This window comes from Bacillus sp. XT-4 (assembly GCF_050864245.1).
Lineage (GTDB): Bacteria > Bacillota > Bacilli > Bacillales > Bacillaceae > Bacillus > Bacillus altitudinis.
Genome location: NZ_JBPAFI010000001.1, coordinates 152,114 through 178,894 on the forward strand (window position 1 = coordinate 152,114; position 26,781 = coordinate 178,894).

28 protein-coding genes are annotated in these 26,781 nt (G+C 41.2%); 12 read left to right on the forward strand and 16 right to left on the reverse strand.

The features are described from left to right. Nucleotides 1–19 precede the first annotated feature (19 nt). Entirely contained in the window at nt 20–232 is a 213-nt protein-coding gene (locus ACRRMM_RS00705; protein WP_008346502.1) for a DUF6501 family protein, read from the reverse strand. A gap of 209 nt (nt 233–441) precedes the next feature. On the opposite strand from ACRRMM_RS00705, the gene ACRRMM_RS00710 reads away from it, so the two are divergent. After that, nucleotides 442–1,926 carry an aldehyde dehydrogenase family protein gene (locus ACRRMM_RS00710; RefSeq protein ID WP_017359492.1) on the forward strand — a complete coding sequence of 495 codons (1,485 nt, stop codon included), beginning with the start codon at nt 442–444 and terminating at the stop codon, nt 1,924–1,926. On the opposite strand, the gene ACRRMM_RS00715 is transcribed toward ACRRMM_RS00710, so the two are convergent. Beyond that, nucleotides 1,923–2,174 (reverse strand): hypothetical protein, encoded by a 252-nt coding sequence (locus tag ACRRMM_RS00715; protein ID WP_187424759.1) that lies wholly within the window; start codon nt 2,172–2,174, stop codon nt 1,923–1,925. The two genes, ACRRMM_RS00710 and ACRRMM_RS00715, sit on opposite strands and share 4 nt — an antisense overlap. 50 nt (nt 2,175–2,224) lie before the next feature. Here ACRRMM_RS00715 and ACRRMM_RS00720 point away from each other — a divergent pair, with 50 nt between their 5' ends. The 3 genes from ACRRMM_RS00720 to ACRRMM_RS00730 all read left to right on the forward strand — a co-directional run bounded on the left by ACRRMM_RS00720 (nt 2,225) and on the right by ACRRMM_RS00730 (nt 6,021). Beyond that, the gene (locus ACRRMM_RS00720; RefSeq protein ID WP_428828403.1) at nt 2,225–4,102 is read left to right on the forward strand and encodes a terpene cyclase/mutase family protein; all 1,878 of its coding nucleotides are present in this window, start codon (nt 2,225–2,227) and stop codon (nt 4,100–4,102) included. Next, nucleotides 4,095–4,919, forward strand: coding sequence for a superoxide dismutase (locus tag ACRRMM_RS00725; protein ID WP_428828404.1), 825 nt, complete (start codon nt 4,095–4,097; stop codon nt 4,917–4,919). Before ACRRMM_RS00720 ends, ACRRMM_RS00725 begins: the two co-directional genes overlap by 8 nt. A gap of 151 nt (nt 4,920–5,070) precedes the next feature. Next, complete coding sequence (locus ACRRMM_RS00730; RefSeq protein ID WP_048003181.1) at nt 5,071–6,021, forward strand: bile acid:sodium symporter family protein; 951 nt, start codon at nt 5,071–5,073, stop codon at nt 6,019–6,021. Between the two features lie 31 nt (nt 6,022–6,052). Here the strand turns inward: ACRRMM_RS00730 and odhB are convergent, their stop codons facing one another. The 7 genes from odhB to cdaS all read right to left on the reverse strand — a co-directional run bounded on the left by odhB (nt 6,053) and on the right by cdaS (nt 16,277). Further along, the gene (odhB, locus tag ACRRMM_RS00735; RefSeq protein WP_048003182.1) at nt 6,053–7,291 is read right to left on the reverse strand and encodes a 2-oxoglutarate dehydrogenase complex dihydrolipoyllysine-residue succinyltransferase; all 1,239 of its coding nucleotides are present in this window, start codon (nt 7,289–7,291) and stop codon (nt 6,053–6,055) included. A gap of 14 nt (nt 7,292–7,305) precedes the next feature. Then, a complete protein-coding gene (sucA, locus tag ACRRMM_RS00740) occupies nt 7,306–10,140 on the reverse strand; it encodes a 2-oxoglutarate dehydrogenase E1 component (protein WP_035703265.1) in 2,835 nt (944 codons plus the stop codon). Nucleotides 10,141–10,364: 224 nt separating this feature from the next. Next, nucleotides 10,365–12,281 (reverse strand): vWA domain-containing protein, encoded by a 1,917-nt coding sequence (locus ACRRMM_RS00745; protein ID WP_428828405.1) that lies wholly within the window; start codon nt 12,279–12,281, stop codon nt 10,365–10,367. 11 nt (nt 12,282–12,292) lie between these two features. Next, nucleotides 12,293–13,171 carry an ATP-binding protein gene (locus ACRRMM_RS00750; RefSeq protein WP_017359496.1) on the reverse strand — a complete coding sequence of 293 codons (879 nt, stop codon included), beginning with the start codon at nt 13,169–13,171 and terminating at the stop codon, nt 12,293–12,295. A gap of 89 nt (nt 13,172–13,260) precedes the next feature. Beyond that, a complete protein-coding gene (locus ACRRMM_RS00755) occupies nt 13,261–13,839 on the reverse strand; it encodes a superoxide dismutase family protein (protein WP_125590369.1) in 579 nt (192 codons plus the stop codon). Between the two features lie 77 nt (nt 13,840–13,916). After that, the gene (locus ACRRMM_RS00760; protein ID WP_025207502.1) at nt 13,917–15,248 is read right to left on the reverse strand and encodes a LysM peptidoglycan-binding domain-containing protein; all 1,332 of its coding nucleotides are present in this window, start codon (nt 15,246–15,248) and stop codon (nt 13,917–13,919) included. A 402-nt stretch (nt 15,249–15,650) separates the two neighbouring features. After that, nucleotides 15,651–16,277, reverse strand: a complete 627-nt coding sequence (cdaS, locus tag ACRRMM_RS00765) for a sporulation-specific diadenylate cyclase CdaS (RefSeq protein WP_024718575.1) — start codon at nt 16,275–16,277, stop codon at nt 15,651–15,653. A gap of 81 nt (nt 16,278–16,358) precedes the next feature. On the opposite strand from cdaS, the gene ACRRMM_RS00770 reads away from it, so the two are divergent. Together ACRRMM_RS00770 and ACRRMM_RS00775 are read left to right on the forward strand one after the other, a co-directional pair. After that, a complete protein-coding gene (locus ACRRMM_RS00770; RefSeq protein WP_003215647.1) occupies nt 16,359–16,484 on the forward strand; it encodes a hypothetical protein in 126 nt (41 codons plus the stop codon). 59 nt (nt 16,485–16,543) lie between these two features. Continuing rightward, nucleotides 16,544–17,911, forward strand: a complete 1,368-nt coding sequence (locus tag ACRRMM_RS00775) for an MATE family efflux transporter (protein WP_428828406.1) — start codon at nt 16,544–16,546, stop codon at nt 17,909–17,911. Nucleotides 17,912–17,932: 21 nt separating this feature from the next. On the opposite strand, the gene bshB2 is transcribed toward ACRRMM_RS00775, so the two are convergent. From bshB2 to rarD, 4 genes are all read right to left on the reverse strand, one after another. Beyond that, on the reverse strand, nt 17,933–18,598 hold the full coding sequence (gene bshB2, locus ACRRMM_RS00780; protein ID WP_007500738.1) for a bacillithiol biosynthesis deacetylase BshB2: 666 nt from the start codon (nt 18,596–18,598) through the stop codon (nt 17,933–17,935). A gap of 17 nt (nt 18,599–18,615) precedes the next feature. After that, complete coding sequence (locus tag ACRRMM_RS00785) at nt 18,616–18,966, reverse strand: YojF family protein (protein ID WP_008346474.1); 351 nt, start codon at nt 18,964–18,966, stop codon at nt 18,616–18,618. Next, nucleotides 18,963–19,244, reverse strand: coding sequence for a hypothetical protein (locus ACRRMM_RS00790; RefSeq protein ID WP_008346472.1), 282 nt, complete (start codon nt 19,242–19,244; stop codon nt 18,963–18,965). The genes ACRRMM_RS00785 and ACRRMM_RS00790 overlap by 4 nt, the downstream gene beginning before the upstream one ends. 78 nt (nt 19,245–19,322) lie before the next feature. Continuing rightward, a complete protein-coding gene (gene rarD / locus ACRRMM_RS00795; protein WP_034646492.1) occupies nt 19,323–20,234 on the reverse strand; it encodes an EamA family transporter RarD in 912 nt (303 codons plus the stop codon). Between the two features lie 86 nt (nt 20,235–20,320). Here rarD and ACRRMM_RS00800 point away from each other — a divergent pair, with 86 nt between their 5' ends. Beyond that, nucleotides 20,321–20,794 (forward strand): germination protein GerT, encoded by a 474-nt coding sequence (locus ACRRMM_RS00800; RefSeq protein WP_008346468.1) that lies wholly within the window; start codon nt 20,321–20,323, stop codon nt 20,792–20,794. 40 nt (nt 20,795–20,834) lie between these two features. Here ACRRMM_RS00800 and ACRRMM_RS00805 read toward each other — a convergent pair whose 3' ends face one another. Both ACRRMM_RS00805 and ACRRMM_RS00810 read right to left on the reverse strand, forming a co-directional pair. Next, nucleotides 20,835–21,053: a hypothetical protein gene (locus tag ACRRMM_RS00805; RefSeq protein ID WP_003215921.1), complete on the reverse strand. Its 219-nt coding sequence runs from the start codon at nt 21,051–21,053 to the stop codon at nt 20,835–20,837. Between the two features lie 75 nt (nt 21,054–21,128). Then, the gene (locus tag ACRRMM_RS00810; protein WP_008346466.1) at nt 21,129–21,461 is read right to left on the reverse strand and encodes a winged helix-turn-helix transcriptional regulator; all 333 of its coding nucleotides are present in this window, start codon (nt 21,459–21,461) and stop codon (nt 21,129–21,131) included. 141 nt (nt 21,462–21,602) lie between these two features. Between ACRRMM_RS00810 and ACRRMM_RS00815 the strand changes: the two genes are divergently transcribed. The 3 genes from ACRRMM_RS00815 to ACRRMM_RS00825 all read left to right on the forward strand — a co-directional run bounded on the left by ACRRMM_RS00815 (nt 21,603) and on the right by ACRRMM_RS00825 (nt 24,154). Then, nucleotides 21,603–22,220, forward strand: coding sequence for a nitroreductase family protein (locus tag ACRRMM_RS00815; protein ID WP_008346464.1), 618 nt, complete (start codon nt 21,603–21,605; stop codon nt 22,218–22,220). A gap of 237 nt (nt 22,221–22,457) precedes the next feature. Then, nucleotides 22,458–22,676, forward strand: a complete 219-nt coding sequence (locus ACRRMM_RS00820) for a DUF3311 domain-containing protein (protein ID WP_017359680.1) — start codon at nt 22,458–22,460, stop codon at nt 22,674–22,676. Continuing rightward, the gene (locus ACRRMM_RS00825) at nt 22,661–24,154 is read left to right on the forward strand and encodes a sodium:solute symporter family protein (RefSeq protein ID WP_007500747.1); all 1,494 of its coding nucleotides are present in this window, start codon (nt 22,661–22,663) and stop codon (nt 24,152–24,154) included. Before ACRRMM_RS00820 ends, ACRRMM_RS00825 begins: the two co-directional genes overlap by 16 nt. 40 nt (nt 24,155–24,194) lie before the next feature. Here ACRRMM_RS00825 and ACRRMM_RS00830 read toward each other — a convergent pair whose 3' ends face one another. Continuing rightward, on the reverse strand, nt 24,195–25,580 hold the full coding sequence (locus ACRRMM_RS00830; RefSeq protein WP_008346456.1) for a S41 family peptidase: 1,386 nt from the start codon (nt 25,578–25,580) through the stop codon (nt 24,195–24,197). 151 nt (nt 25,581–25,731) lie between these two features. On the opposite strand from ACRRMM_RS00830, the gene ACRRMM_RS00835 reads away from it, so the two are divergent. Then, nucleotides 25,732–26,430 carry a class I SAM-dependent methyltransferase gene (locus ACRRMM_RS00835; RefSeq protein WP_008346454.1) on the forward strand — a complete coding sequence of 233 codons (699 nt, stop codon included), beginning with the start codon at nt 25,732–25,734 and terminating at the stop codon, nt 26,428–26,430. 92 nt (nt 26,431–26,522) lie between these two features. Then, entirely contained in the window at nt 26,523–26,774 is a 252-nt protein-coding gene (locus ACRRMM_RS00840) for a hypothetical protein (protein WP_008346452.1), read from the forward strand. The last annotated feature ends 7 nt before the right edge of the window (nt 26,775–26,781 follow it).

The following is a 26,781-nucleotide window of genomic DNA, read 5'->3' on the forward strand; positions in this document are numbered from 1 at the left end:
TGAGTGATGACCCTCAAAATCATTCAGCAGAATTGTCTTCGAAATACTCTTTGTAGTACCCGCCTACTTTACCCGTATTATCAACGACAAAGAGAAATTCCTCTGTTTCATTTTTCACATCATATGTGTGTCCAACCGTTAATGCTCGGTCAACCATATATTTTTTCGCATTTGTATGTACACATTTTACTTGTTTTATCGTTTCAGCCGTTTGCCAGTTTTGATGGATCATGATTTAAAAACTCCTTTTTTCATCTATACATTTATTGTAGCCAATTTTTCGTGAAATGCAATGAGTGTTATCGATTGCTTTCAAAGATGTCGTGTAATATGATAAATGTATACGTTTACATGTGTGTGCGTATACAAATGGCTTCATGTCCACTTTTTCCACCTAGAACTCGCAGAACAACCGATATCTTTAAGGAGGTTTGTTTATTTATGAGCTCTACAACACTTCAAATCAGTTCAAAACTCGAATCTTTTCTCCAAGGGACGAAAAAACTCTACATTAACGGTCAGTTTGTCACAAGTCATGATAACAAAACATTCTCTACACCTAACCCTGCCACAGGAGAAACCCTTATTGATGTATATGAAGCAGGTGCAGCCGACATTGATGAGGCAGTAAAAGCTGCTAAAAAGGCGTTCCATGGACCTTGGCGTTCTATGTCTGCAGCCGAACGTGCCCGCTTGATGTTTAAGCTGGCAGATTTAATGGAAGAACACCAAGAAGAACTGGCTCAGCTGGAAACACTTGATAATGGAAAACCAATTAATGAAACAACCAATGCGGATATCCCTCTTGCCATTGAGCACATGCGCTATTATGCAGGGTGGACCACAAAAATGACTGGACAAACCCTTCCTGTCAGCCAGGGATATTTTAATTATACCCGCCATGAGCCTGTTGGCGTTGTGGGACAAATCATTCCTTGGAACTTCCCGCTCCTCATGGCCATGTGGAAAATGGGTGCTGCACTAGCAACAGGCTGCACCATCGTTTTAAAACCAGCCGAACAAACACCGCTATCTGCTTTATATTTAGCTGAATTAGTGGATAAAGCCGGATTCCCAGAAGGCGTGATTAACATCGTTCCTGGATTTGGTGAAACAGCCGGTGAAGCATTAACCGATCACCCTGATGTCAATAAGCTGGCTTTCACTGGATCAACAAGTGTTGGGAAATTGATCATGGAGAAAGCAGCCAAATCCATCAAGCGTGTTACTTTAGAGCTTGGCGGAAAATCGCCGAATATTATTTTACCAGATGCCGATTTAAAGAAAGCCATTCCAGGTGCATTAAACGGCGTGATGTTTAACCAAGGTCAAGTGTGCTGTGCAGGATCAAGGGTCTTTGTGCACCGGAGCCAATATGATGAAGTCGTCGATCAAATGGCTAAATATGCGACATCCTTAAAACAAGGAGCTGGTCTTCATCATGATACCCAGATTGGGCCTCTAGTGAGTAAAGAGCAGCATGAACGTGTGTTAGGTTATATCGAAAAAGGGAAGTCAGAAGGTGCAACAGCCGTAGTCGGTGGTGACTGCCCTTATGAAGCAGGCTATTTCGTCTCCCCTACTGTCTTTAGAGATGTAGAAGATGAAATGACAATCGCAAAAGAAGAGATTTTCGGCCCAGTTCTATCTGCGATTCCTTACGATTCCATTGATGAAGTGGTCGAACGGGCCAATCAATCTGACTATGGGTTAGCGGCAGGACTGTGGACAGAAAACTTAAAGCATGCTCACGATATCGCTGCACGCCTAGAAGCAGGAACCATTTGGGTCAACTGCTATAATGTCTTTGATGCCGCCTCCCCGTTTGGCGGATATAAACAGTCAGGCCTTGGCAGAGAAATGGGATCATATGCCCTTAACAACTATACAGAAGTCAAAAGCGTGTGGATTAATCTGCAAGACTAATCATTTAAGAAAGCCGCTGACGATGTCATCGGCTCAGATTGTTGACAAAGGGCTAAAATGAACTTGATTTTAGCCCTTTGTCTTCTTTTCAGCGTGATAGAAAACCTTTGCAGTCTAGGAAGGACGAGTACCGGCGCAGAGCGAATTTGACATTCGTGAGCACCGGCACGCAGAACTGACAAAGAATGCGAGGGTTTGTCTACACGCTGAGCCGGTGACGATGTCATCGGCTTTTTTTGTGCTGGCATGTGACAGGCCGACTCCTGAATATAGTGATAAAGGAAAGGAGCATGGCCGAATGCAAGATTTTAAAACGAGAGTCAACGAATATATCGATGAACTGCACATGCAGGTAGAACGCAGACAAAGAGAAGATGGCGCATTTATTTTCTGCTTTGAAGGACCTATGATGACAAATGCTTTTTTCATTATGCTGTTAAAAGCCGTTGGTGACCCCGATCAGCAATTGATCCATCAATTGGCCGAAGCAATACATGCCAAACAAAATGAAGATGGTTCCTTTTCTTTGTATCATGACCAGTCAGGACATCTCACAGCTACAGTACAAGGTTATTGCGGAATGCTCGCATCTGGCAGATTTCAAAAAGACGAGCCCCATATGGAAAAAGCAGCACAATATATTCGCTCAAAAGGTGGCCTAAAGAACGTTCATTTTATGACAAAGTGGATGCTTGCCGTAAATGGCATGCACCCTTGGCCCTACTTCTATGCACCTCTTTCCTTTTTACTCATCCCTACGTCTTTTCCGCTACACTTCTACCACCTTAGTGCCTATGCAAGGATTCATTTTGTACCCATGATGATCGCACTGAACAAACGGTATACCTCTCATGCTGCGTTTCCATCATTAGCCCATCTTGATGAAAACATGTCTAAAAATCCATTTGACTGGTTTATGGCAAGAGAAGAACGTTCGACTGATGACTTCCTCATGTATATGCGGTCATATACAGCCCTCGACAGCCGGCTCGACTTTTTCGGATATGAAGCGGCAAAGCGATACATGTTTGACCGTCTTGAAAAAGATGGGACGCTGTACAGTTACTTAAGTGCAACCATCTTTATGGTCTATGCCCTCATGAGCCTTGGGTACTCCCCTGGACATCATCTCATCCAAAAAGCAGTCAGAGGTATGAAAAAGCTCGTCACCTCCTGTCAAGGCAAGATATATGCTGAGAATTCCACCTCGACTGTGTGGGATACAGCGCTTGTCAGTTACGCTTCTCAAAGAGCAGGAAGAAAACGAGAAGATCCCATGATCATGAATTCCTTCACCTATTTGATAGACCGGCAGCAAATGAAGAAAGCGGATTGGGCAGTTCATAACCGTCATGCTGCTCCCGGGGGCTTTGGTTTCTCACATATCAATACGAATAATCCTGATTGTGATGACACGCAAATTGTGTTAAAAGCGCTCCCAAAGGAATACGCTCCACTTCAGTGGAAACGAGGATATGACTGGCTTCTCTCCATGCAAAACCGTGATGGCGGCTTTTCTGCTTTTGAAAAAAATCAAGATCACTTTCTGCTTCGTCACCTTCCGCTTGAATCTGCGGAGGATGCGGCGATTGATCCGTCAACTCCTGATATTACTGGTCGTGTGCTCCATTTGATTGGTTTAGAAGAAAAAGATACTGCTTCACCCACGATTCTCAGGCAAAAAGATCGATGTGTAAAATGGCTCATTGACCACCAGGAGAAAAACGGATCATGGTTTGGCAGATGGGGTGTTTGTTATATTTATGGAACTTGGGCAGCGTTAACAGGACTGAAAGCGGCTGGCATTCCCTCCTCACACCCTGCTGTGCAAAAAGCGTGCCGTTTCCTAAAGCAGATTCAGCTTGAAGATGGCAGTTTCGGAGAATCGTGTAAAAGTGCAGAACTGAAAACCTATGTCCCGCTTCCCTTTGGCACAGTGGTTCAAACCGCATGGGCGACAGAGGCGCTCCTCCAATATGAGAAAGCAAATAACGCAGCCATTTTGAAAGCTGTCTCCTTTTTAGTGAACCATCACCATACTGAAGAAGCCATGTACTATCCAGTCGGCATTGGACTGCCAAAACAATTTTACATCACCTATCATAGCTACCCATTTGTGTTTCCGATGATGGCCTGTTCTACATTTTTAGACGAAATGAGGCGTATACATGAATAAAGAAGAATATCGCTCACAGCTCAAAGAGTGGCTTAGCACGATTCAACATGTTTGGCAAGATGATAAAATTCATCGAAAAGTGGAACATTTACGACTCAAAATGGAGGATGATGATTCCAGTGAACAAGAATGGTACGAACTAGCCGAAAGGATTGCAGAAGACATGCAGCATCCACATGAAGAAGTGCGCGATGTAGCAGCTGGAAATCATCAGTTACCACCACTGCCTTATCGGTATGACGCGCTCGAACCTTATATTTCAAAAGAAATTATGTACTTGCACCATCAAAAGCATCATCAAACTTATGTTGATGGGCTAAATCAAGCTGAACTTGCACTAAAAAAAGCAAGAAGAACCAACGACTTTACGATGATCAAGCATTGGGAACGTGAGCTTGCCTTTCATGGGGCAGGACATTATTTACATTGTATCTTTTGGTTTTCCATGAGTCCTTCAGGGAAAAGAAAACCTACTGGTCAAATGCTTCGTCTCATTGATCAATCATTTGGCAGCTATGAGGCGTTCAAGTCACATTTTTCAGCTGCTGCCAAACAAGTAGAAGGTGTCGGATGGGCGATCCTTGTATGGTCCCCTCGATCTCAGCGTTTAGACATTTTACAAGCAGAGCGCCATCAGTTCCTCTCGCAATGGGACGTCATCCCCCTTCTTGCTCTTGATGTGTGGGAGCATGCCTATTACCTCCAATATCGAAATGAGAAGGCGCAATATGTAGACCGGTGGTGGAATGTCGTTGACTGGCGTGAGCCAGAAGCAAGACTAAAACAGGCTCAACAAGTAAAATGGACACCTTTTTGATCGCATACTCCACATAGTTCATTTACTATGTGGGTTTTTATTAGTTTACATAATAATATTATGAACACCCCTCGCAAAATCATAGGTTGTTTTTTCAGAAAATTCATTTAAAATAGAAAAGATATGAAAAGAAAGAGAGTTGAAAGATAGTATGAACACCCTTTTACACATTAGTCACTTTGCAGGAAGAACATTCGCTATATGGGTCATTGTCTTTGCTTGTCTAGGTTTTACTTTTCCTGCGGCATTTTCTTTGATTGGACCTTATATCCCTTTTTTACTGGGCATTATTATGTTTGGTATGGGGCTGACGCTGTCTTCTGAAGATTTTAAAGAGCTTTTTAGAAAGCCTCTTTATGTATTGATTGGGGTTTTAGCGCAGTATACACTGATGCCACTCATAGCATTTTTATTGGCCTATGGGTTACATTTACCTTCTGAAATCGCTGTCGGTGTCATTCTCGTCGGCTGCTGTCCAGGCGGGACTGCATCCAATGTAATGACCTTTTTGGCGAAAGGAAATACGGCCTTATCCCTTGCCGTGACAACGATCTCGACACTACTTGCTCCCATTTTGACCCCTGTTTTTATTTATATTTTTGCAAAATCTTGGTTATCTGTATCACCGGGTGCTTTGTTTTTGTCGATTGTCCAAGTTGTCTTAATTCCGATTATTTTAGGGGTTATCGTCAAATTGTTTTTTAAAAAACAAGTGACGTATGCTGTACAAGCACTTCCACTTGTATCTGTTGCTGGCATTGTCGCCATCATCGCAGCTGTTGTCAGCGCAAATAAAGAACAGATATTGCAATCTGGACTGCTTATTTTTGCCGTTGTTGTTTTACATAATGCTCTTGGTCTATTATTGGGTTACCTCATTGCAAAATGGTGTAAAATGGACATTCCTTCTCAACGAGCAATTTCAATAGAAGTAGGGATGCAAAATTCTGGACTTGGCGCAGCCCTTGCAACCGCACATTTTTCTCCACTTGCCGCCGTCCCCAGTGCCATTTTTAGCGTATGGCATAATTTATCTGGCTCTTGGCTGGCAACATTTTGGTCAAAAAGAGGCTACTCAGAAAATAAAGACCAAAAAAGCTAGTACCCTCATCGGTACTAGCTTTTTCTTTCGATTATCCTTCAAGCAAAAGCTGTTCAGGATCTTCAAGTAGATTTTTAATCGTGACAAGGAACCCAACAGCTTCTTTACCATCGACAATACGGTGGTCGTATGAAAGAGCTAAATACATCATTGGACGGTTTTCAAAGCGTTCTTCATCAATTGCAACAGGACGAAGTTGAATTTTATGCATACCTAAAATTCCAACTTGAGGACTGTTTAAAATTGGTGTTGAAAGCAGAGAACCAAATGTTCCTCCGTTTGTGATCGTGAATGATCCACCTTGTAATTCATTGAGCGATAATTTGTTATCTCTTGCTTTTTTCGCAAGATGACCGATTTCTTTTTCAATTCCAGCAAACGATAGTCTGTCTGCATCACGGACAACTGGTACCACAAGCCCTTCATTGGCGGCTACAGCAATACCGATGTCATAGAATTTTTTAATGACAAGCTCATCACCTTGAATTTCTGCGTTGAGAAGTGGATATTTTTTAAGTGCTGCTACCACTGCTTTTGTGAAGAAGGACATGAAGCCCAGTTTCACATCGTTTTGTTCAAGGAAGGCATCTTTGCGACGCTTTCTTAGATCCATGACAGCTGTCATATCGACTTCATTAAATGTTGTCAGCATCGCTGCCGTTTGTTGAACTTCAACTAAACGTTTTGCAATGGTTTGTCTGCGGCGTGACATTTTTTCACGCTCAACTGGTTTCCCTGCTTGATCATTTTGCACCGCAGCATTTGCTTTTGGCGCGGCTTTCGGTGCACTTGCAGGAGCTTCATTCTTTTGGTAAGAAGCTACATCCTGCTTTCGTACCCTGCCCAGCGGATCTGCGGTTGGAATCTCAGATAAGTCTAACCCCTTCTCTCTTGCTAGTTTTCTAGCTGCTGGAGAAGCGATCGTTCTGCCATTACCAGATTTCGGCTCTTCTTTTGCTGCCTCTTCTTTTTGTTCAGCTGCTGGTTCTTCTTTCGAAGCTGGTGCTGGAGCTGCGGACTCGCTTCCGCCAGCTTCACCTGCTGCAATCGTTCCGATGACTTCTCCAACTTGGACAGTGTCACCAGAATCTTTCAGTACTTCTTTTAGAACACCAGATTCTTCAGCTGTCAATTCGACATTGACTTTATCTGTTTCAAGTTCTAACAGGTATTCCCCCTGCTCAACATAATCGCCCGGCTGTTTTAGCCACTGAGCAATTGTTCCTTCCGAGATTGATTCCGCTAGTTCAGGTACTTTAATTTCCGCCATTTTTCATTTCCCCCTTAGTTTTTGCGAGTCAAGCTATCAGATACAATTCGTTCTTGTTCTTTTTTATGAACAGTTGGATCACCCTCAGCCGTACTTGAACGTCTTCTGCGGCCGATGTAACGTACTTTTACTTTTTCAGATGCAATTTCACGTAAATATGGCTCAATATATCCCCAAGCGCCCATATTTTGCGGTTCTTCTTGCACCCATACGATTTCTTCTAAGTTCGACAGTTTTGATAAAATGGCTTTAATATCTTTGGCTGGGAATGGATATAATTGTTCCACTCTCGCAATATGAAGCCAATCTTTTGAGTCTTCCATTTGAGTAAAACGATCACTAATATCGATCGATACCTTCCCGCTCGATAGCACAAGGCGTGTTACTTTTTCATGATCATGCACAAGGCCCGGCTGTTCAAGAACTGGACGGAACTGTCCATCTGTTAGTTCTTGGACTTCGGATAATGTGTTCGGGTTTCGAAGCAGACTCTTCGGTGTCATGATGACAAGAGGACGAATCTCTTCACGAAGCAGCATTTTCGCCTGTCTTCTAAGAATATGGAAGTATTGAGCTGCACTTGTCAGGTTCGCAACTGTCCAGTTATTCTCAGCAGCTGATTGCAAGAAGCGTTCTGTTCTTCCACTAGAATGTTCTGGACCTTGTCCTTCATATCCATGTGGCAAGAGCATCACAAGCCCTGACTTTTGTCCCCACTTGGCGCGGCCTGCTGAAATAAATTGATCAAAATACACTTGAGCCGCATTTGCGAAGTCTCCAAATTGAGCTTCCCAAATCACTAATGTTTCAGGAGAATAGACATTATAACCATATTCAAACCCGATGACAGAGCCTTCTGACAGTGGACTATTATGGACTGTAAATGATGCATTTGCATCACTCAGTTCATGAAGAGCAATGAATTCATCACCCGTTTGACTGTCGTGAAGAACAAGGTTTCTTTGAGCAAATGTGCCTCGCTCAGAATCCTGTCCGGTCATTCGAATCGGCGTACCGTCTTTTAATATAGATGCAAATGCCAGTGCTTCACCAAGTGACCATTCCACTTTGCGATCATCTGTAAACACTTTTGCACGTTTTTCAAGGATCCGCTTGAGCTTACCGAATACTTGGAAGTCTTTCGGCCAGCTAATTAATTCTTCATTCAGCTTTCTTAATACATCAAACTCTACAGATGTATCAACTGCAGGGAAGCCGTTAGATACAGGCTCTGGCAGTTCGATTTCTTGAATCGTATGTTCTTTCTTTGAAGGCACTTTTTTATAAGCTTCTTCAATTTTTGCCGTGACAGCCTGCTCAATTTCTTCTCTTTGTTCTTTTGATAGAAGACCCTCAGTGACAAGCTTATCTGCGAAGATATTCTTGACCGTTTTGTGCTTTCTGACCGCATCGTACAGCATTGGCTGAGTAGTAGAAGGCTCATCCATTTCGTTATGCCCATATCTGCGGTAGCCAATCAAGTCAATTAAGAAATCCTTCTTAAACCGTTTACGGTATTCTACCGCCAGCTGAACAGCTGCTAAACAAGCTTCTGGATCGTCTGCATTGACGTGAACAATTGGAATCTCGAAACCTTTTGCAAGGTCACTAGCGTATTTCGTTGAACGAGATTCATTGCTTTCTGTGGTAAATCCAATCATATTGTTGGCAATGATATGGATCGTTCCCCCCACTTGATAGCCGACTAATTGACTTAAATTTAATGTTTCTGCGACAATTCCCTCTCCAGGAAATGCAGCATCCCCATGAATTAAGATGGCTAACGCTTTTTCAACGTCTTGAACTGGATAGCCTTTTTGAGTACGCGATTCTTGCGCAGCACGAGTGCTTCCTTCAATAATCGGATCAATAAATTCCAAGTGACTTGGGTTATTGGCAAGTGTGACTCTTGCACTCTTTGTATCTTCATCTTTGATTTGGCGGTCAGCACCGAGATGATATTTTACATCCCCTGTCCATCCGTAGCTGATGCCAATAGAGCCTTCTGATGGTACAAGCTCTTTATTTGGTGCATGCTGGAATTCTGAGAAAATGATCTCATATGGCTTTCCTAACACATGTGCTAATACATTTAAACGGCCTCTATGTGCCATTCCAATGTTAATATTTGAAGTCCCTTGTGTAACAGACTCGGATATAATTTCATCAAGTACTGGAACAAGTGCGTCTAATCCTTCTATAGAAAAACGCTTTTGTCCAACAAATGTTTTATGAAGGAACTGCTCAAATTGCTCGACTTCTGTTAATCTTTTGAGTACAGAAACTAGTTTATCTGCTGGTTTTTTCTTAAATAATTCGCCAGACTCAATAGATTTAGAGAGCCAGTTGCGCTCTTCGAAGTCATGTACGTGATCAAACTCAAATGAAATGGTACGCTTATACGTATTTCTCAAATGGTTAATGGCTTCTATGCCGTTTGAAATGTGTTTAGGTGCATCTGGACTAATAATTGATATTGGAATATTCTTAACGTCTTCTTCAGTTAAACCGTATTCCTTTAATGGAAACAGCTCTTGTAATTCCTTTTCTTTGCGAAGAGGATTGACGGAAGCATTTAAATGGCCATACGTTCTGATGTCTTCTGCCAGTTTAACGACTGATGCTATCTTTTGGATTTGTTCAGAAGTAACTACGCTATTTTCTTTTTTCCCAATTTCCTCCTTCATTTCACTCGGTGGTGCACCAAGTTCATCAAATATGCCTCTTATGTCTTCATCAACACTAGTAGGATCCTGGACATATTGATCGTAGAGCTCGAGCACGTAGCCGAGGTTCGGACCATGAAATTCTTCCCAACTCAACGGTTGTTTCACATCATTTTGAAACATTTTGAACACTACCCCCAACTTTGATCATCAAGTGATTGAACACTATCTCGATATAACTTCCAGAACACAATGACCAAATTTATGTAATAAAACGCTTCCAATCATATTCTACCACTGTTTCGGATTACTTTCTACATTCTTTGTTCAATTAAAGATAAAAAATTCAAAGAAAAACAAAAAATTTAAATCATTCCGAAAAATATTTTAAAGAAAAGGGCAAAACCTTATGCCCCAATGCTTTTATGCAGCAATTTCTTGAGTAATGGATATAGCACATCTGGCAATGTATCGACATCCGGTACAAAAATGCTGAACTTGCCATACATATCTTGGATCGTTTTCATCTGCGCCTCTTCAATCGGAGAATTGGATAAAAACACATTGATCACTTCAATTCCCTTTTTTCTCGCTTCGAGAACCGCTTCATGTGTATCCACGATCCCATTTTGTTCGTAGCTGAATGCAGCCGGCTCTCCGTCTGAGAAAACAATGAGGAACTTTTGCTCTTCTCTTCGTTTTAAAATCATTTTTGTCATTTGGCGAATCGCATATCCATCCCGGTTATCCTCTTCTGGCTCAAGTGACATAATGGATGGTCCTGCGTCAAATAAGGAATCTTTGAACGATACGACGGTGTTAAAGTAGTTCGGTTGACTTGTTTCAGTTGCGTCATTTGTATCTTCCCAGAACCCTACAATTTGATGAGGTACCTGAACTGATTTTAATGCTTCATGAAACAGAACAATCCCTTTTTTTGTCTCATCCATCTTGTCAAACATACTTGCAGAGCAGTCAACTAATAAAGTGAACACAGCATCAATTTGAGAAGATGGCGCTTGTTTTTTATAAAATAGTCGAGGATTGGACTCTGTAAAATAACGAATGAGCTTTTTGCTGAGACGTCCTGCATGAAGATCTGTTTTTGGCCATGATTTTTTATGCTCAAGTGTTTTTTGAATCATTTGTTTTAAGCGTTTCTGATAAGGCTCGATTGCCTTTGCGTGCTGCTTGTACACATCTATTTGCTCTGGTGCAGGAGGTTCTGGTGAAATCATGACTGGAAATGCATATTTGTTTTCTTTTCCATTCTCATGCGCATCTGCCCCGCTTTCTTCTCCTTCTGCCTCTTCTAGTGCTTCAAGCTTTGAATAGTCTTTTCGATGGGTTTGTTTGGCTGAACCTTGAACCGTTCCAAGCGCCTGATCTCCATCGTCACCTTCTCTTGCCGCATCTTTACCGAGATCGCTTTTACCACCGTGTTCTAAATCAAATTGAAGGAAACTTTTAGATGGTGCTTCCGTTTCTCTATGCCATACTTCCATATATTCATTATGGATGTCTTCATCCCCCTCTTTTTCCCGATCGACTTTTATATCCTCACTTAATTTAGGCTTTCTTTTGAGGTCATGGAAAAGCGGTTCTTTTGCCGCTTTTTCATAGTCCAATTCTGGGAAGAAGAAGTATGTATTCAGCATATCCTTTTCAAGGAGCTCATCGAAGCCTTCTGTCAATTCCTTCACAATAGTGGCGATATCAGATGTCGAGCGTGCGTCATATACACGTTCAAGACTCGACTCAATAAACGGAATCATTGGATCTATCCGCTCATGAAGGGGTGGAATTTCTTCAAGCGGAGATTCGGCTGTCAGCTTCACGTATATCGCACAAAAGAGTGCATCTGTTAAAATACTACGCTCTTGGTTAATCGTTAATTGTGTTTTAAAGTGACGTCTGTAAAGCTCTCTTCTTCGTTTAAATACCTTTTTTGTTCCTGGGCGGTCACGTTTAATCCGCTCTTCAATGCGGATATCTTCAAACAGCATAAACAATTGTTTGCACACATCAGGAATGGATAATGTGTGGGCATAGCGAATGATGTCTTCAAATACTGTAAGATCGCTATACACTGTCCCTACTGCTCGCAGAAACACATCACTTTTTAGGCCTGCCATCATATCCTCTTGATGACGATCATCCCAAAAATGGCTGATGAAAATTTTCTTTTCAAACGGTTCATAGTACGATTGAACACCGTATTCAAGCTCCACATCATCACTTTTGGCAAGTGTTTTGGCTAAATCCGTTAATTCCATAAATAGAAATGAATCGATTCTGCTGTCATTAAATTTGATGAATTTCAAAAGTCAGAACCTCACTCGAATAATGTTTGAGCGATATTTCTTACCGCTGCTTTTTCCCGGTCATCTTCTAGCTTCTCTACAATTCCTCGTTCAATTGCACGAAGCGGCGGAATATATTGCGCAAGATCACATGTGTCTAACAGTGCGCGAATGGATGCGGCTTCTTCACTGACCTGTCCATTGTGTGCTTGGACGATGAGATCTGATGAGAGCTGTACGAATTGATCGATTAAACGCTCATCCTTTAATACGGATTGAGTGTGCAGTACTTCTTTTAAAATGCCACCGCCAATGTAAGGAACTTCAATGACGACAAAACGGTTTTTCAGCGCTTCATTGAGCGGCACTGTCCCCACATATCCCTCATTGATTGCTGCAATCACGCCAAAACCTTCTTCTGCTCTAACGACTTCACCTGTAAATGGGTTTGTCATCATTTTTCTGTAATCAAGCACACCGTTTAAAATAGGCAGTGTTTCTGGTTTTGCCATGTTGATTTCATCAATATATAAAAGGTGTCCTTTTTTCATTGCTTTTGTAACGGGTCCTTCAATGAATTCTATAGAAGCAACTTGTCCATCATTATGGATGGTTTTATAGCCAATAAGACTTTCTGCATCAAGGTCAACTGAGCAGTTTACACTGTGCATCGGCTGTTGAAAGAACGCAGATAAAGTTTCTGCTAGTTTGGTTTTACCTGAGCCCGTCGGTCCTTTTAACAGAACATTTTTTCCTAGGGCAAGTGCAATCATGGCATCTTGAATAATAGACGTATCTTGTGATTCATAGCCGCCTGTTCCGATAAGCGGACGAAATTCTTCTTCGAGAACTTTTCCTTTTGCTTCGATCATTGCTTGAATTTCTTCTGGGAGTGCTGGTTGGTTAAACATATATGATTAATTCCTCTCTTCGATCATTTTCCTCACCAAGTATACTAAAAAAACCTTTATGCACTCAATACATAAAGGTTCGTCTTCTGTTATTTTACCATTTCTTTTGTGATGGCTCCGCAAGCAATGCGTTTCCCTGAGTTGCCAGAAGGGTTGCTTAAGTAATCATCTGCTTCTGCATGGATGATAAAACTTCGCCCGTTTTGATCAACCAATTGATTCGGGCCTCCTTTGACCGTCACATTCGGAACATTCACAACGACGTCAATTTGACCATTTGCCCCTACTTCTAAATTAGGCATATCTCCAGCATGATGCCCTTTTGGGTTGTCGAAGCCATGCTCTCTATGGGTCGGATTAAAATGTGCACCTGCTGTTTCAAAATCTGGCGTTTCACATATTCCTGTTTCATGAATATGAAAGCCGTGCGGACCTGGTGGCAGTCCTTTCGCTTTCACATGCAGATCCAGCCCATTTTCTGAGGACTCTCTTATTTCAATGCTCCCTATTTTTTGCCCGCTTTCGTTTATGAGTGACGTTGTGACTGGTGCTTGTTTAGGTGCGGCAACTTCTCTTGTTTCTTCTGTCGTTTCTTTTTTCGGCGGTGCATGACATGCTGATGCGGTAAAGATCAAACATATCATGATCATCCACACTGACTTTTTCATTTATGACTGCCCCCTTTTGATATCAGTATGGACAATCACAGCAACGGGCAAACAAAAAAAGCCGAAAATCGGCTTTTTTAGAAGAAACGTTTTGCGCCTAGGTAGGCTTTTTTCCAATAAGGATTGCTTAAGTTTGAAATTCCTACTCCGCTGTCACTTGCATGAAGGAAATCTCCTCCACCTAGGTATAGTCCCATATGAGAAGGACCTGCTTTGTACGTTGTGAAATAAACAAAATCTCCAACTTGTGGTGTGCTGACAGGCGTCATCATATTCCAGTATCCTGCTGTACTCAATCTAGATACTGATGAAACCTTATTAATGAGATAGTAAACAAAGCCGCTACAATCAAATCCAGCTGGTGTATTGCCACCCCATCTGTAAGGAATGCCTGTGAGTTTTTTACCTTCTTGAATCATTGTCGTGATTTTTGCATTCATTGGAACGTCAGTTTTATTATTGTTGACCGGTGTTGTTGAACCGTTTGACGTAGAACCATTAGATCCAGTTGAACCGGAAGCTGTTCCGTTGATTTTTAATACTTGTCCAATTCTCAGCACATCACTTTTCAAGCTGTTTGCTGTGCGGATTGATTGAACCTGCACCTTAAACTGATTCGCAATTTTCCATAATGAATCACCTGATTTAACCGTATAAGATGTGGTTTTACTACTTGAAGACTGATTGCTGTTTGAAGGCGTGCTAGGTTGAGCAGGTGCTTTCGGCTGACTTGGTTTTGACGTCACCGTTCCTTTTACCTTCAATACTTGATTTGGATAAATCATATCAGATTTTAGCGAGTTCAATGTTTTAATTTCACCAATCGACATGTTTAACGAATTGGCAATTTTCCAAAGTGAATCGCCTAATTTTACTTTATATGTACTAGATGCTGATGATGAACTATTAGAATTCGTTGATTTGTTACTTGAGCTGGAATTAGATGTTGAGTTTGAATTTGAGGACTGGCTGCCGCTCGTTTTCGTCGTTCCAGACACTTTCAGCTTTTGTCCAGGACGAATGAGGTCACTGTTTAAGCTGTTCAAACTTTTCAAACTTGCAACTGACATTTTGTGATTCTTCGCAATCAGCCATAATGAATCCCCAAGCTTGACTGTATAGCTAGATGTTGTTGAAGCACTTGATTTCGTTGCTTTTGAACTTGTTGATGAGCTGGATTTTGAACTTTTTGCACCAGGAATCTTTAAGCTTTGTCCTGCAAAAATCATCGTCGTTTTTAATTGATTAAGAGATTGAAGTTCCGAAATACTTGTGTTGTACTGTTCGGCAATCTTCCAAAGTGAGTCACCGCTTTTCACCTTGATCGTCTGTGCTTCTGCCGGTGCAGCAATAACAGCTGAGCCCGCGATCGCTGAAACTGTGAGGCCGGTTACTACTTTTTTCTTCATAGATAAATCTCCGCCTTTCATGATTTCGTTCCATAAGACTTATGTACTAGTTTTGAGTTTAGCATTTAATGGTTCTGCTACTCTTGCACTATTTTATCTTTATTTCTATTATATTACTCGACATGAAGACGTTGGGCAATACTAAATAGGTTAGAGCAACAAACTCAAAATGCTAAAACAAAGCCATATCGTTTCTATCGGCTGTTTGCTGTATTTATAAACATTTTTTAAGGAATTTTTAAGTTGACGTTTAGAAATTTGTCAAAACAAGCACGTTGCTAGTTTCATAGTTCTATTCTACATGACAAATTTTTCTGTATCAAATGACTTTTTACTTAATTGCCTGTTTTTTCTCCTCAATAAAAAAAGCACCCTTCCCAATGAAGAATGCTGTGTTCATGTTTACTTTCTGATTTCTTGATCTTTTACAGTTAACGGATAGAGGACGCCTTCTTTCGCAAACGACATTTTTCCTGTTTCTTCTGATACCACAAGAACAAGGGCATCAGTCATGCCAGAAAGTCCAATAGCTGCCCGGTGTCTTGTGCCTAGAGAAGGGCTGACTTTTTTCGAGGTGAGCGGTAGGACATTTGCAGCGGAAACAAGCGTGTTTTCTTTTACTAAAAGGGCGCCATCATGAAGTGGGTTTCCAGGATAGAAAATGCTTTCTATTAATGATGCGCTAATTTTCGCATGGAGGTTTGTCCCTTTTTGTATATAATCCTCCACCTCATCTCTCCTTTGAATCACAATCAGTGCGCCATGCTTTTGTTTTGATAAGTTCTCAATAGCTAAAGAAAATTGAGCAAAACCTGGTGTGAATTCTTCCATATATGCTTGTAAATAAAACGAGGAAGCCTCTGCATGCATTTCATTAAACTGATCATGCAATGATTCGAGTTCACAAAGAAGGCATTGTTCCGTCTGGTCAAGCGAATCGACGATTTTCCTTGCATCCATCATAATTTGCGTTAAATGAGATTTCATTTCTAACTTAAACATCGCTTCTTCATTTGTGCGATTGATCATCTCACCATGTCCCTCCTTCTTTCGCTTGTGTCATAAAATAACAAATTGTGCACATTCTATTTGTATGGAGGTGAATTCAATATGACCATTCAAAAAGTGATTCAATATGCTTGCAGCATTTTAGGTGTTGTCAGTCTTTCTTTTATTTATGCCCAAATGTTCAAAAAAACGAAGCCCTCAAAGAAAAATAATCCGACGGAGAATTGATTTTTTTACATAGCGTGATATAATTCCTCTCGTTATTTCTGTTCAGAGAGGAACTTATGATGAGAGAAACGAATAGTATTCGAGCAAAGTTGGCACAATTTTTAACCATATTGATTCCGATTTTAATTACACAAGCAGGTCTTTCGCTCATCACATTTTTAGACACGGTGATGTCTGGAAAAGTGAGTGCAGAAGACCTAGCAGGTGTAGCGATCGGTTCGAGCATTTGGACACCTGTTTATACTGGTCTCGCTGGTATTTTAATGGCTGTTACCCCTATAGTGGCTCTGTTGATGGGCGGCGGTCGCAGGGAAGACGTTCCTCGTGCAGTCTTTCAGGCCATTTATTTATCTTTTCTTTTAAGTATCGTGGTGATTGTCATTGGATCGTTGTGTGTTCCTTTTATTTTAGGGAGACTTGGGCTTGAACCATCCGTAGAAATCATTGCCCGTCATTTTCTCAGCTTCCTTGCTATTGGAATCATCCCGCTTTTTGGTTATTCAGTCATGAGATCGTTCATTGATGCATTAGGAAAAACACGTGTGACGATGTTCATTACGTTAACCGCACTTCCTATTAATTTTGTTTTAAATTATCTCTTTATTTTTGGAAACTTTGGGTTTCCAAAGCTTGGCGGTGCAGGGGCAGGTCTTGCATCTGCACTGACGTATTGGGCGATTTTCATCATGAGTATTTGTATTGTCATCAAAGCCGAACCGTTTGCATCCTTTCGGTTGTTTCAGACATTACCTCGCTTCAACGTTTTCCGAATGGGTCAAATACTGAAAATCGGTATCCCTATTGGGTTTGCGATCTTTTTTGAAACAAGTATTTTTGCAGCTGTCACGCTCTTAATGGGTCACTTTGATACCGTGACAATCGCCAGTCACCAAGCAGCGATGAACTTTGCTTCTATTTTATATATCCTGCCGCTTAGTATCTCAATGGCTTTAACGATTGTTGTGGGTTTTGAAGCCGGTGCCATGCGGTATAAAGACGCAAAAAGCTACAGCTATATTGGCATTGCAACAGCTGTTTTGTTCTCATTATGTACCGCAGCCCTCATCTTGTTATTTAGACCTGAGATCGCTGGTTTATATACAACTGAATCAGCTGTTTTACAAATGACACAGCACTTTTTGATGTATGCGATCTTTTTCCAGCTGTCTGATGCGATCGCTGCACCCATTCAAGGGGCTCTGCGCGGCTATAAAGATGTGAATTATACACTGATTGCTGCGTTTGTCTCTTACTGGGTCATCGGCCTTCCAGCTGGCTACTTGATTGGCACGTATACCTCATTTGGAGCGTTTGGTTATTGGGTTGGGCTGATTACTGGGCTTGCCGCAGGTGCCATCGTCCTATTTGTTCGTCTGAGGTTGATTGAAAGACGTATGCATTCTGATACAACAGGAAAAGGCAGCTGACTGAAGTCAGCTGCCTTTCATTTAGTCATTCCATTGATACGTCCAGAAAATTTCTTCATCAAACCATTTTTGAACGACTGGTTCTTTGTTTTTCAGCTTTTGTTCAAGCTCTCTTAGCATGCCTTCTGTTTGTGTTCTATGCGCTCTTAGTGCATTTAATTTGATATCGGCTACATCCGTAATATCAATCACAATATCGGCATTTCCTAGCACTTCTTCTCGATTTTTCGTAATGGCCATGCAGTATGTGACAGGACGGTCTTCTTTTTTCTTGCGGTATAGAGCACGAATGACCGCTTCACCTGTCGCATCATGATCAGGGTGTACGCCATGACCTGGATAAAACGTGACAATAAGAGTTGGTTTCACTTCATCAATTATGCGTTCCATCACATCCGCTAAATACTCATCATCTTCAAATTCCAACGTTTTATCTCGAAGACCAAGCATTCGCAAGTCTGTGACATCCATTTCTTTACATGCATTGATTAATTCCTGTTTTCTTAATTCAGGAAGTGTCTCACGGTTAGCATAAGTTGGACTTCCCATATTTCTTCCCATTTCTCCAAGTGTCCCGCATGCATACGTCACTGGAATTCCACGTTTTCTGCTTTGCGCGATGAGCCCTGCGACCCCGAAGGATTCATCGTCGGGGTGAGGCAGCATCACAAGTACATGTTCGTTCATCACTGTTCCCCTCTCTCCTACACCTGAAATGGTGTTTCACTAATTTGTAATGAGATCGCTAGTTTTCCGTCTGGCAGGTGTCCTGCTAACAGCAGGCGACCTTGTTCATCAAACACGTAATCGGTTAAACCTTCTGCGTAAATCCAGCCATCTTCTGTTTTCATTCCGACACGGTATGGACCTTGTCCTTTTATTTTTGCCTGTGAATAGACAACTTTTGCGTTGCGGATATACGCCACGACCGTCATATTTTGCTCATTCACATGAGCTGAATAAGAACCAGTTGTCGTTTCAAGATGAACGAAGACTGGCCGATTTAAAAACGATTCAAGATGTGCTGTGACATCTTCCGTTTGAATTGGTTTCATGAGTGGTTCCTTCCTTCATTTTGAATTAGTTCTCGCAGCTTTTTCGTATGTAAGCTGATCAGCTGTAGTTGATGACCCTGTTCAATCGTGCTTTCTAAAATTCTTTCCACAGCGAGTACATACTTTTGATGTAATGACTTTCTTGCGCGAGGATGGGTGCGTGCATCAAGCAAATCATCTCGTATCGCCTCGTGTAATGAAGTCATATCCACTACATCAAGCTGCCGATTTTTCCATAAAGATTGATAAGCGTGTGCAAGCTCATCGACTGATGACATGTGATCACCTCTACAGTTTTGGTAACAACTTATTATGACATGATCCGCCTGCAAAAAAAAGCAAACTGCTTCGTCTCTTTAATGAGAATTCGCTGTTTTTTTCATTCGGAGTTGAGAGGTTGTAAATAGTAAAATCGCCACCCAAATACAGAGGAATGTCACGATTTTTGCTGCAGATAAGTGTTCGTGATACACAAATAGCCCCAAAAAGAGTGTAATAGTTGGTGCAATATACTGCAAAATACCAACTTGGTATAAAGGAATTCTTTTGGCTCCTTCAGAAAATAAAAGAAGCGGTACAGCTGTAAAGACACCTGCAAAAAATAATAGCCCAAGAGAGCCGAAGCTGCTCGGATTCATCGTGACAACAGGTTCTTTTAAGAAGAAGAATAAGTAAACAAGCGCAGCTGGTGCAAGAAGCAGTGTTTCAATGGTTAATCCAATGGCACTCGTAAAACTCATCCTTTTTTTAATCAGTCCATAAAACCCAAAACTAAAAGCCAATACGAAAGCCACGACAGGAAATGAGCCGTACTGAACAGTTGAGATGATGACCCCAGCTGCAGCAATGAGAATGGCGGTGGTTTGCATTTTATTCAGTCGTTCTTTTAAGAAAATGATGCCTAGTAAAACTGATACAAGCGGATTAATATAATACCCTAAACTCGCTTCCAGCATCAGATCGTGATTTACAGCCCAAATGTATACATACCAGTTGACCGAAATTAAAATAGCCGATAAAAGTAATGAAAAAAGTGCTTTTCCATCTATCATCAGACCTTTCACAGTCTGCATCGCTGGACGGACTTGCTTTAAATATAAAAGAATACCGCACATAAAAACAAAGGACCATATGATTCTGTGCGCTAAAATTTCGCCTGACGAAATATGCTCCATCAGCTTCCAATATAATGGGAATAACCCCCATAATGTAAAAGATGCAGCCGTATATAAGACACCTTTTGATTGCTGTTCGTTCAATCTAACCATTCCTTTCTAAACCTATCGTATATTATAGCACGCACATCACTTTATGGGCATATACTAATTCAGGGCATTTAGAAAGGATGATTTGCATGTTTGACTGGAACCGATTATTTCCTTTTCAAAAGCAATTTTCAAAAGAAGCGTTAAAAAATTCAGATCCTAAAGACGTTGAGCAATATGTCAATCAAGTCATGGAAAGTGTTTTCGGCTCCAATTATTCTGCTCAATTCCCCTTTCAGGATCCGCTGTCTCAGAAGCAGAAAGAAAGAGAGACAGACGATAAAAAAAAGAAAGAGCCGAATGTTGAAGTATTTGAGACGACAGATCACGTGTTTGTCAAAATAGAGCTCGATCGTCCGAACACGGAGAAAGTAAAAATCAAACATACAGCCAATCTGCTGTTTATTGATCATTTTCCTGAAGAGAATAAACAAAAGAAGGTTGTCCTGCCTGCTGCTGTGAAAAGAAAAGGAACGAAGGCTTCGTATCAAGATGGTATTTTAGAAATTATGTTTTTAAAGCATGATGATCCAGGCATTTCTGAAATTGATATTCCATTATAAAAAGCCTGCTTTGAAATGGAAGCAGGCTTACTCTTTTTTCTTAATAATATGGTGGATATCCGCCGCCATAAGGTGGTGGAACAGGCGGTGGTGGTGGCGGGTAATATGGACGAGGATAATTAAAAATCGCACTTCCTAGAAATCCGCCAAGCAGTCCGCCGACTAAAGGAGCGCCAAAACCAAAAAACAAAGGGACTCTAGATTCATATGGCGGAATGCCAGGGGCACCGCCTCGAAAATACGGAGTATGAGGGTACATGCTTTTCTCCTCCTTTGTCATGTGCCTAACATCAGCATATTCATTAGGAGACAAAACGTTTGGGCAAACCTAAAACTAGGCTTGCTCCTTTTTTACATGAGATCCAGCATACTCCCCTGCCCAGCGCGATACTTCTCCGAACACACCATGTAATGCACTCCCTTTTTCGGTTAGACAATAGATGACTTTGACTGGCGTTTCAGGAAGTACAGTGCGCTTTATGATTCCTTCTTGCTCAAGCTCTTTTAAGCGTTCTGCGAGCATTTTTTGACTGATGGATGGAATAATGTCCGTCAGGTCTTTAAACCGCTTCGGACCATCAAGCAATACATGAATGATGAGACCATTCCACCTTTTGCCAAGAAGCAAAAAAGCTTGCTGAATGTTTGGACATAATTGAAATTCCATATATTTCAGCCTTTCTTTTCATAATCGTTTGACAAACTAACGGTGTACAATTTAAAATATATCTCTAGTTACAATAAGTAAGTTTCTCACTTTTTTATTTATTGTACCATACTATTTGCAAAAACGGGAGGAAATATCCATATGGCGAGCGATCAAAAAACGATTGACATTTTAAAAGAAAGAGCTTCAGTAAAAGAGTATGATACAACTCATGAAATGACAAAAGAAGAGTTAAAAGAGCTTCTTGATATCACAACAAAAGCACCATCTGCTTGGAACCTTCAGCATTGGCATTTCACTGTGTTCCATAGTGCTGAATCAAAAGCAAAGCTTCTTCCAATTGCTTACAACCAAAAACAAGTCTCTCAAGCATCAGCTGTGATTGCTGTGCTAGGTGACCTTGAAGCCAATCTAAAGGGTGAAAAAATCTACAGTGAGCTAGCAGAACAAGGCTTCATCACAGAAGATATTAAAGAAACACTGATGACGCAAATCAATGGTGCTTACCAAAGCGAGCAATATGCACGTGAAGCTGCGTATTCAAACGCTTCGTTAGCTGCTATGCAGTTAATGATTGCGGCGAAAGCAATGGGATATGATACATGCGCAATGGGCGGTTTCAGCAAAGAAGCGTACGTAAAAGAATTCAATGTGAGTGGTCGATACGAACCAGTGATGTTGATTTCTGTCGGCAAAGCAGCAAAAGAAGCTCATAAAAGCAATCGTTTTGACATCGAAGAAGTATCTGATTTCCTATAAAAAACGGCACAGTCTCAGCTTCATGCTGGGGCTTTTTTATTTGCTCTAAATATTATTTTTCCATACTTATTTTCAAGTCTTCCTTTCTCATTCTTCTCTATTTACCTCTTTTTAAAAATGAAAGCGTTATATTAGTATGATATTCATAAAAATGATTGTTTTTTCTGAAAATGGTCTTGTGATCTAATCTGACAACTGCTATTATTATGAAATTACAAAATATTAGAGGAGGAAAACATGAACAAAAAACTGATACTGGCGCTACTCATCGCGATTCCATTCATTGGACAGCTTGCACTGCTCCCCTTTGTGAATCGTATTCATCCATTTGTCATCGGGCTGCCCTTTTTCCACTTCTGGCTCTTACTATGGATTGTACTCACACCCGTTTGCACATTTATCATTTACAGGATGCAACATTCAAATGGAGGAACTGACGAATGCAAGGAAACTTAACAGCTTTATTGATAACTGCAAGTATCATTTTCATCGTCGTGGTCATCGGTTTTGCCGCTGGTCGTGATAAATCATCAAGACAATCAGTAGAAGAATGGTCTGTTGGCGGGAGAAAATTTGGCGGGCTTCTCGTCTGGTTCCTTGTTGGCGCAGACTTATATACTGCTTATACCTTTTTAGGGCTCACAAGTACAGCTTATACAGCGGGAAGTGTTGCTTTTTTCGCTATCCCCTATTCAGTTCTTGCTTATTTTATTGCGTATTTCTTCTTACCAAAACTTTGGACGGTTGCAAAAAATCACAAGCTGACAACACTTGCTGATTATGCACGTGAGCGATTTGACAGTAAACTGTTATCCAGTTTGATTGCCATTGTTGGTGTACTCATGCTCATTCCATACATTTGTCTTCAGCTCAGCGGGATTCAAGATACGTTAACTGTCGCTGGAACGAGTTATATTAATGTGAATGCAGTTGTTATAATTTCATTTATTTTAGTTGCACTTTATACATTTTTCAGTGGTATTAAAGGTCCTACATATACAGCCATTATTAAAGATATTCTTGTTTGGGTGATCATGCTCTTTATGGTCGTTTCCCTCCCGATTATTCATTTTAACGGCTGGACACCAATGATGAATACGTTAGCTAAGGAAGCCCCACAGCTTCTGACGATTCCTGAAGGCGGGCCTAAAGGCATTTTGTGGTTTATTACCGCATCAGGTGTTTCTGCACTCGCATTATTTATGTGGGCACATGCAGCAACTGGTGTTTTCACAGCCAAAAGCGCAGATGCCATCCGTAAAAACAGTATGTTTTTACCTCTTTACAACATTGTATTGATTTTGGTCATCTTCCTTGGCTTCATTGCCTTTTTAGTCTTACCGGAAGATACAAATCCAAGATTTGCTCTTCTTCATTTAATTCAGACGTCATATGGCGGCGTGATGCAGGGGCTTGCGTATTCAACGATTGCACTTGCTTCTCTCATTCCATGTTCGATCATGGCCATTGGGGCGTCGAATTTATTTGCCAATAATTTGTACCGTGATTTAATCCATCCAACTGTGTCACCTAAACGGTTAACGATCATTACACGTTCGATGGTATTTATCGTGATCGGGCTTGCTCTTTTATTCGGTATGCTGTTCCCGACTGCGCTTGTCACGCTTCAGCTGATCGGTGTTTCAGGAATGGTTCAAATTTTCCCAGCCATTGCCATCAGCTTGTTCTGGAAAAAACAATCGAGAGAAGCAACGATTGCGGGTTTAGTTGTTGGCATCATCGTCACCTTTACAGCCAATATCTCACAAGTCACGTTTGGTCTTTATGAAGGATTTCTTGGTTTACTAGCAAACGTTGTGGTCATCCTGATTTTGAATCCATTCTTCCAAAAGAATGTCACATCTAATGCTGTGACAAGTGATTTGTTTGAAAAGAATGGGAAAACAACGGAACCTGTGGCTAACAAAGCGTAATACAAGAAAAAAAGCAGTCCCCTGATGAGGACTGCTTTTTCTATTTCATTTCTTTTTTCAACACTTCAATGGCTTTTTTCATTTGCGTGTCATTTTTCTTGAGCTTATCTTGTATGTTTGTCATCAGTACCGTCGTTGTATCCCCTGTCAGAATACCATCAGCCTTTAGATCGTGATCTGATTGGAAACTTTTCACGATCGACTGGAATGCTTGATCGTATTCTCCATTGGCTTTTGCTTTGTAGCCAAGCGCTTGGAACATTTTTTGAGCCGCTTTGACTTCATCTCCATCATCATTCAGTTGATACGTCTTTTTCGGACTTAAGTATGGCAGCTTCGCATAGCTCGGCAGAGATGCTTTCACCTGTGGCTCAATTCCTTTTTTGTGAATCCAAGACCCGTCTGGTGTCAGCCACTTGGCAATGGTTAATTTCACACTAGAACCATCATTGTAGCTTTGCGCATTCTGAACAGTCCCTTTACCAAATGTCTTTTCTCCAACCAGTTGAATGCTAGAGGATTGGTGCAGAGCTGCCGCCATGATTTCAGCAGCACTCGCTGAACCGCCGTTTACAAGAACAACTGTCGGCTGATGAACTTTGCGTTCTTTTTCCGCTTTGTACACTTGTTTCTTTCCTTTTTCCTCAACCTGCATAATGACTTTTCCTTTATCGATAAAGTCATTGCTCATTTCAATTGCTTCTGTCATAATGCCGCCTGGATTATCTCTCAGATCAATGACAAAACCTTTTGCCCCTTTTTTCTCGAGGTCATCAATCGCTTTATCTAACTCTTTAGACGTGGTTTCAGCAAAAGACGTGATTTGGATTTCGCCTATTTTATCTTTTGTTAGTTTTGCATACACCGTTTCAAGTGGAATCGTATCTCTTGTGATCGTGACATCTACATTCCCAACACCTTGTCGGTTCAAATGCAGTTTGACATCCGTTCCTTTTTTCCCTCTGATAAGAGAAACGGCTTTATTCACTGACATACCTTTTGTACTTTTACTATCCACTTTTAAAATACGATCATGAGGTTTCAAACCAGCTTTTTCAGCAGGAGAGCCTTTAATCGGTGCGACAATTAAAATTTGTCCATCCTTCTCTTCTACTTGTGCACCAATTCCTTCAAATGAAGATGAAATCGTGTTGTTAAATCCTTCGGCTTCCTCCTGATCCATATATGTAGAGTATGGATCATCAAGTGATGCAATCATTCCTTGAATCGCACCGTCTACTAGTTTTTGATCATCCGTTTTTTCGTAATACTCGTTTTTTACCTTCGTATATGCAGCCATGAGTTTACTAAACTTCTCATCTCCTGAAACGCTGACAGCACCTTGTTTTGTGATCACAAATGTAATCGCTGAGGAAAGCGCTGCTGTCACCAGAATGGCTATCACGAACTTGAATTGTTTTTTCAAAAAAACACCACCTTTATCTCCTTTCATTATTATCAAGGACGATTCTTCATCCGTCAACCAAAGGATCAAACTTCTATTTGAAAAGATAAGCCATTTCGCCTTGCAATGCATAATCTTTAGAGAGAAACATGATAAAGAAAGAAGGGATTCCATGAGTGACTATGTAGAAATGCTTGCCTATTTTGGTGTATCAGGTGCCCATCCTGGCGGAATTGAGCTAACAAAAACGATGATTGAGCATCTTCACTTGGCGTCTGACGATCGTATACTGGATGTTGGATGCGGCACAGGACAAACAGCCGCCTATCTAGGACATTTAGGTTATGAAGTAGAGGCGATTGATACACACCCTTTGATGATTGAAAAAGCCAATCTGCGATTCGAGCGGGAACAACTACCTTTCCGTGCACAGCAAGCATCGATCGAACACCTGCCATTTTCAGATGACTCGTTCTCTCTACTGATCAGTGAATCTGTTTTAAGTTTCACCCATTTACCTGCTGCGCTTGCTGAGATCAAACGGGTGCTTGCTCCTGGAAAGCAATTGATCGCAAATGAGGCTGTGTTAAAAGTGCCGCTCCCCTCAAAAGAACAGGCAACCATTCGGGAGTTTTATGGGTTTCACTCCCTCTTTTCATTTCCTGAATGGAAAAAACAGTTAGCGTCCGCAGGATTCCGTGACATTCAGATTCTCTCATTTGATGAACACATGGTGCAGGAAGAGCCGACCGAAATGGAATTATCAGATCAAATACCATCTTCTCTTTATGATACATTACAGACACACTATGACCTGATTCAAACACACCGAGAACATCTGAGTCACCTTGTATTTGAATGTACAGTATAAAATGAGCGAATCTCCTATATGTTTTGTCCAAACTCTATGAAGTCTTTCGCATAGGATAAGAGTGAAAAGAGTTTGTCATAAGGAGGAAAAACATGGAGCGCTACTATAAACTTTGTCAGCAGCATATGGGGAAAGTAGCTAGAATTACTGATCGAAATGGCAGAGTACATGTTGGACGTATTGAGCGGGTGTCAAACCGCAAAGTTTATATCCGGCCAGTCGGCGGGTCCCGCGGGGGCTTTGGTTATGGATATTACGGAGGTTATTATGGCTGGGGTGCAGCTTATGGCATCGGTCTCGGTTTTATTACCGGCTTCGCTTTAGCAGGTTTGTTCTTTTTTTAAAACGGCG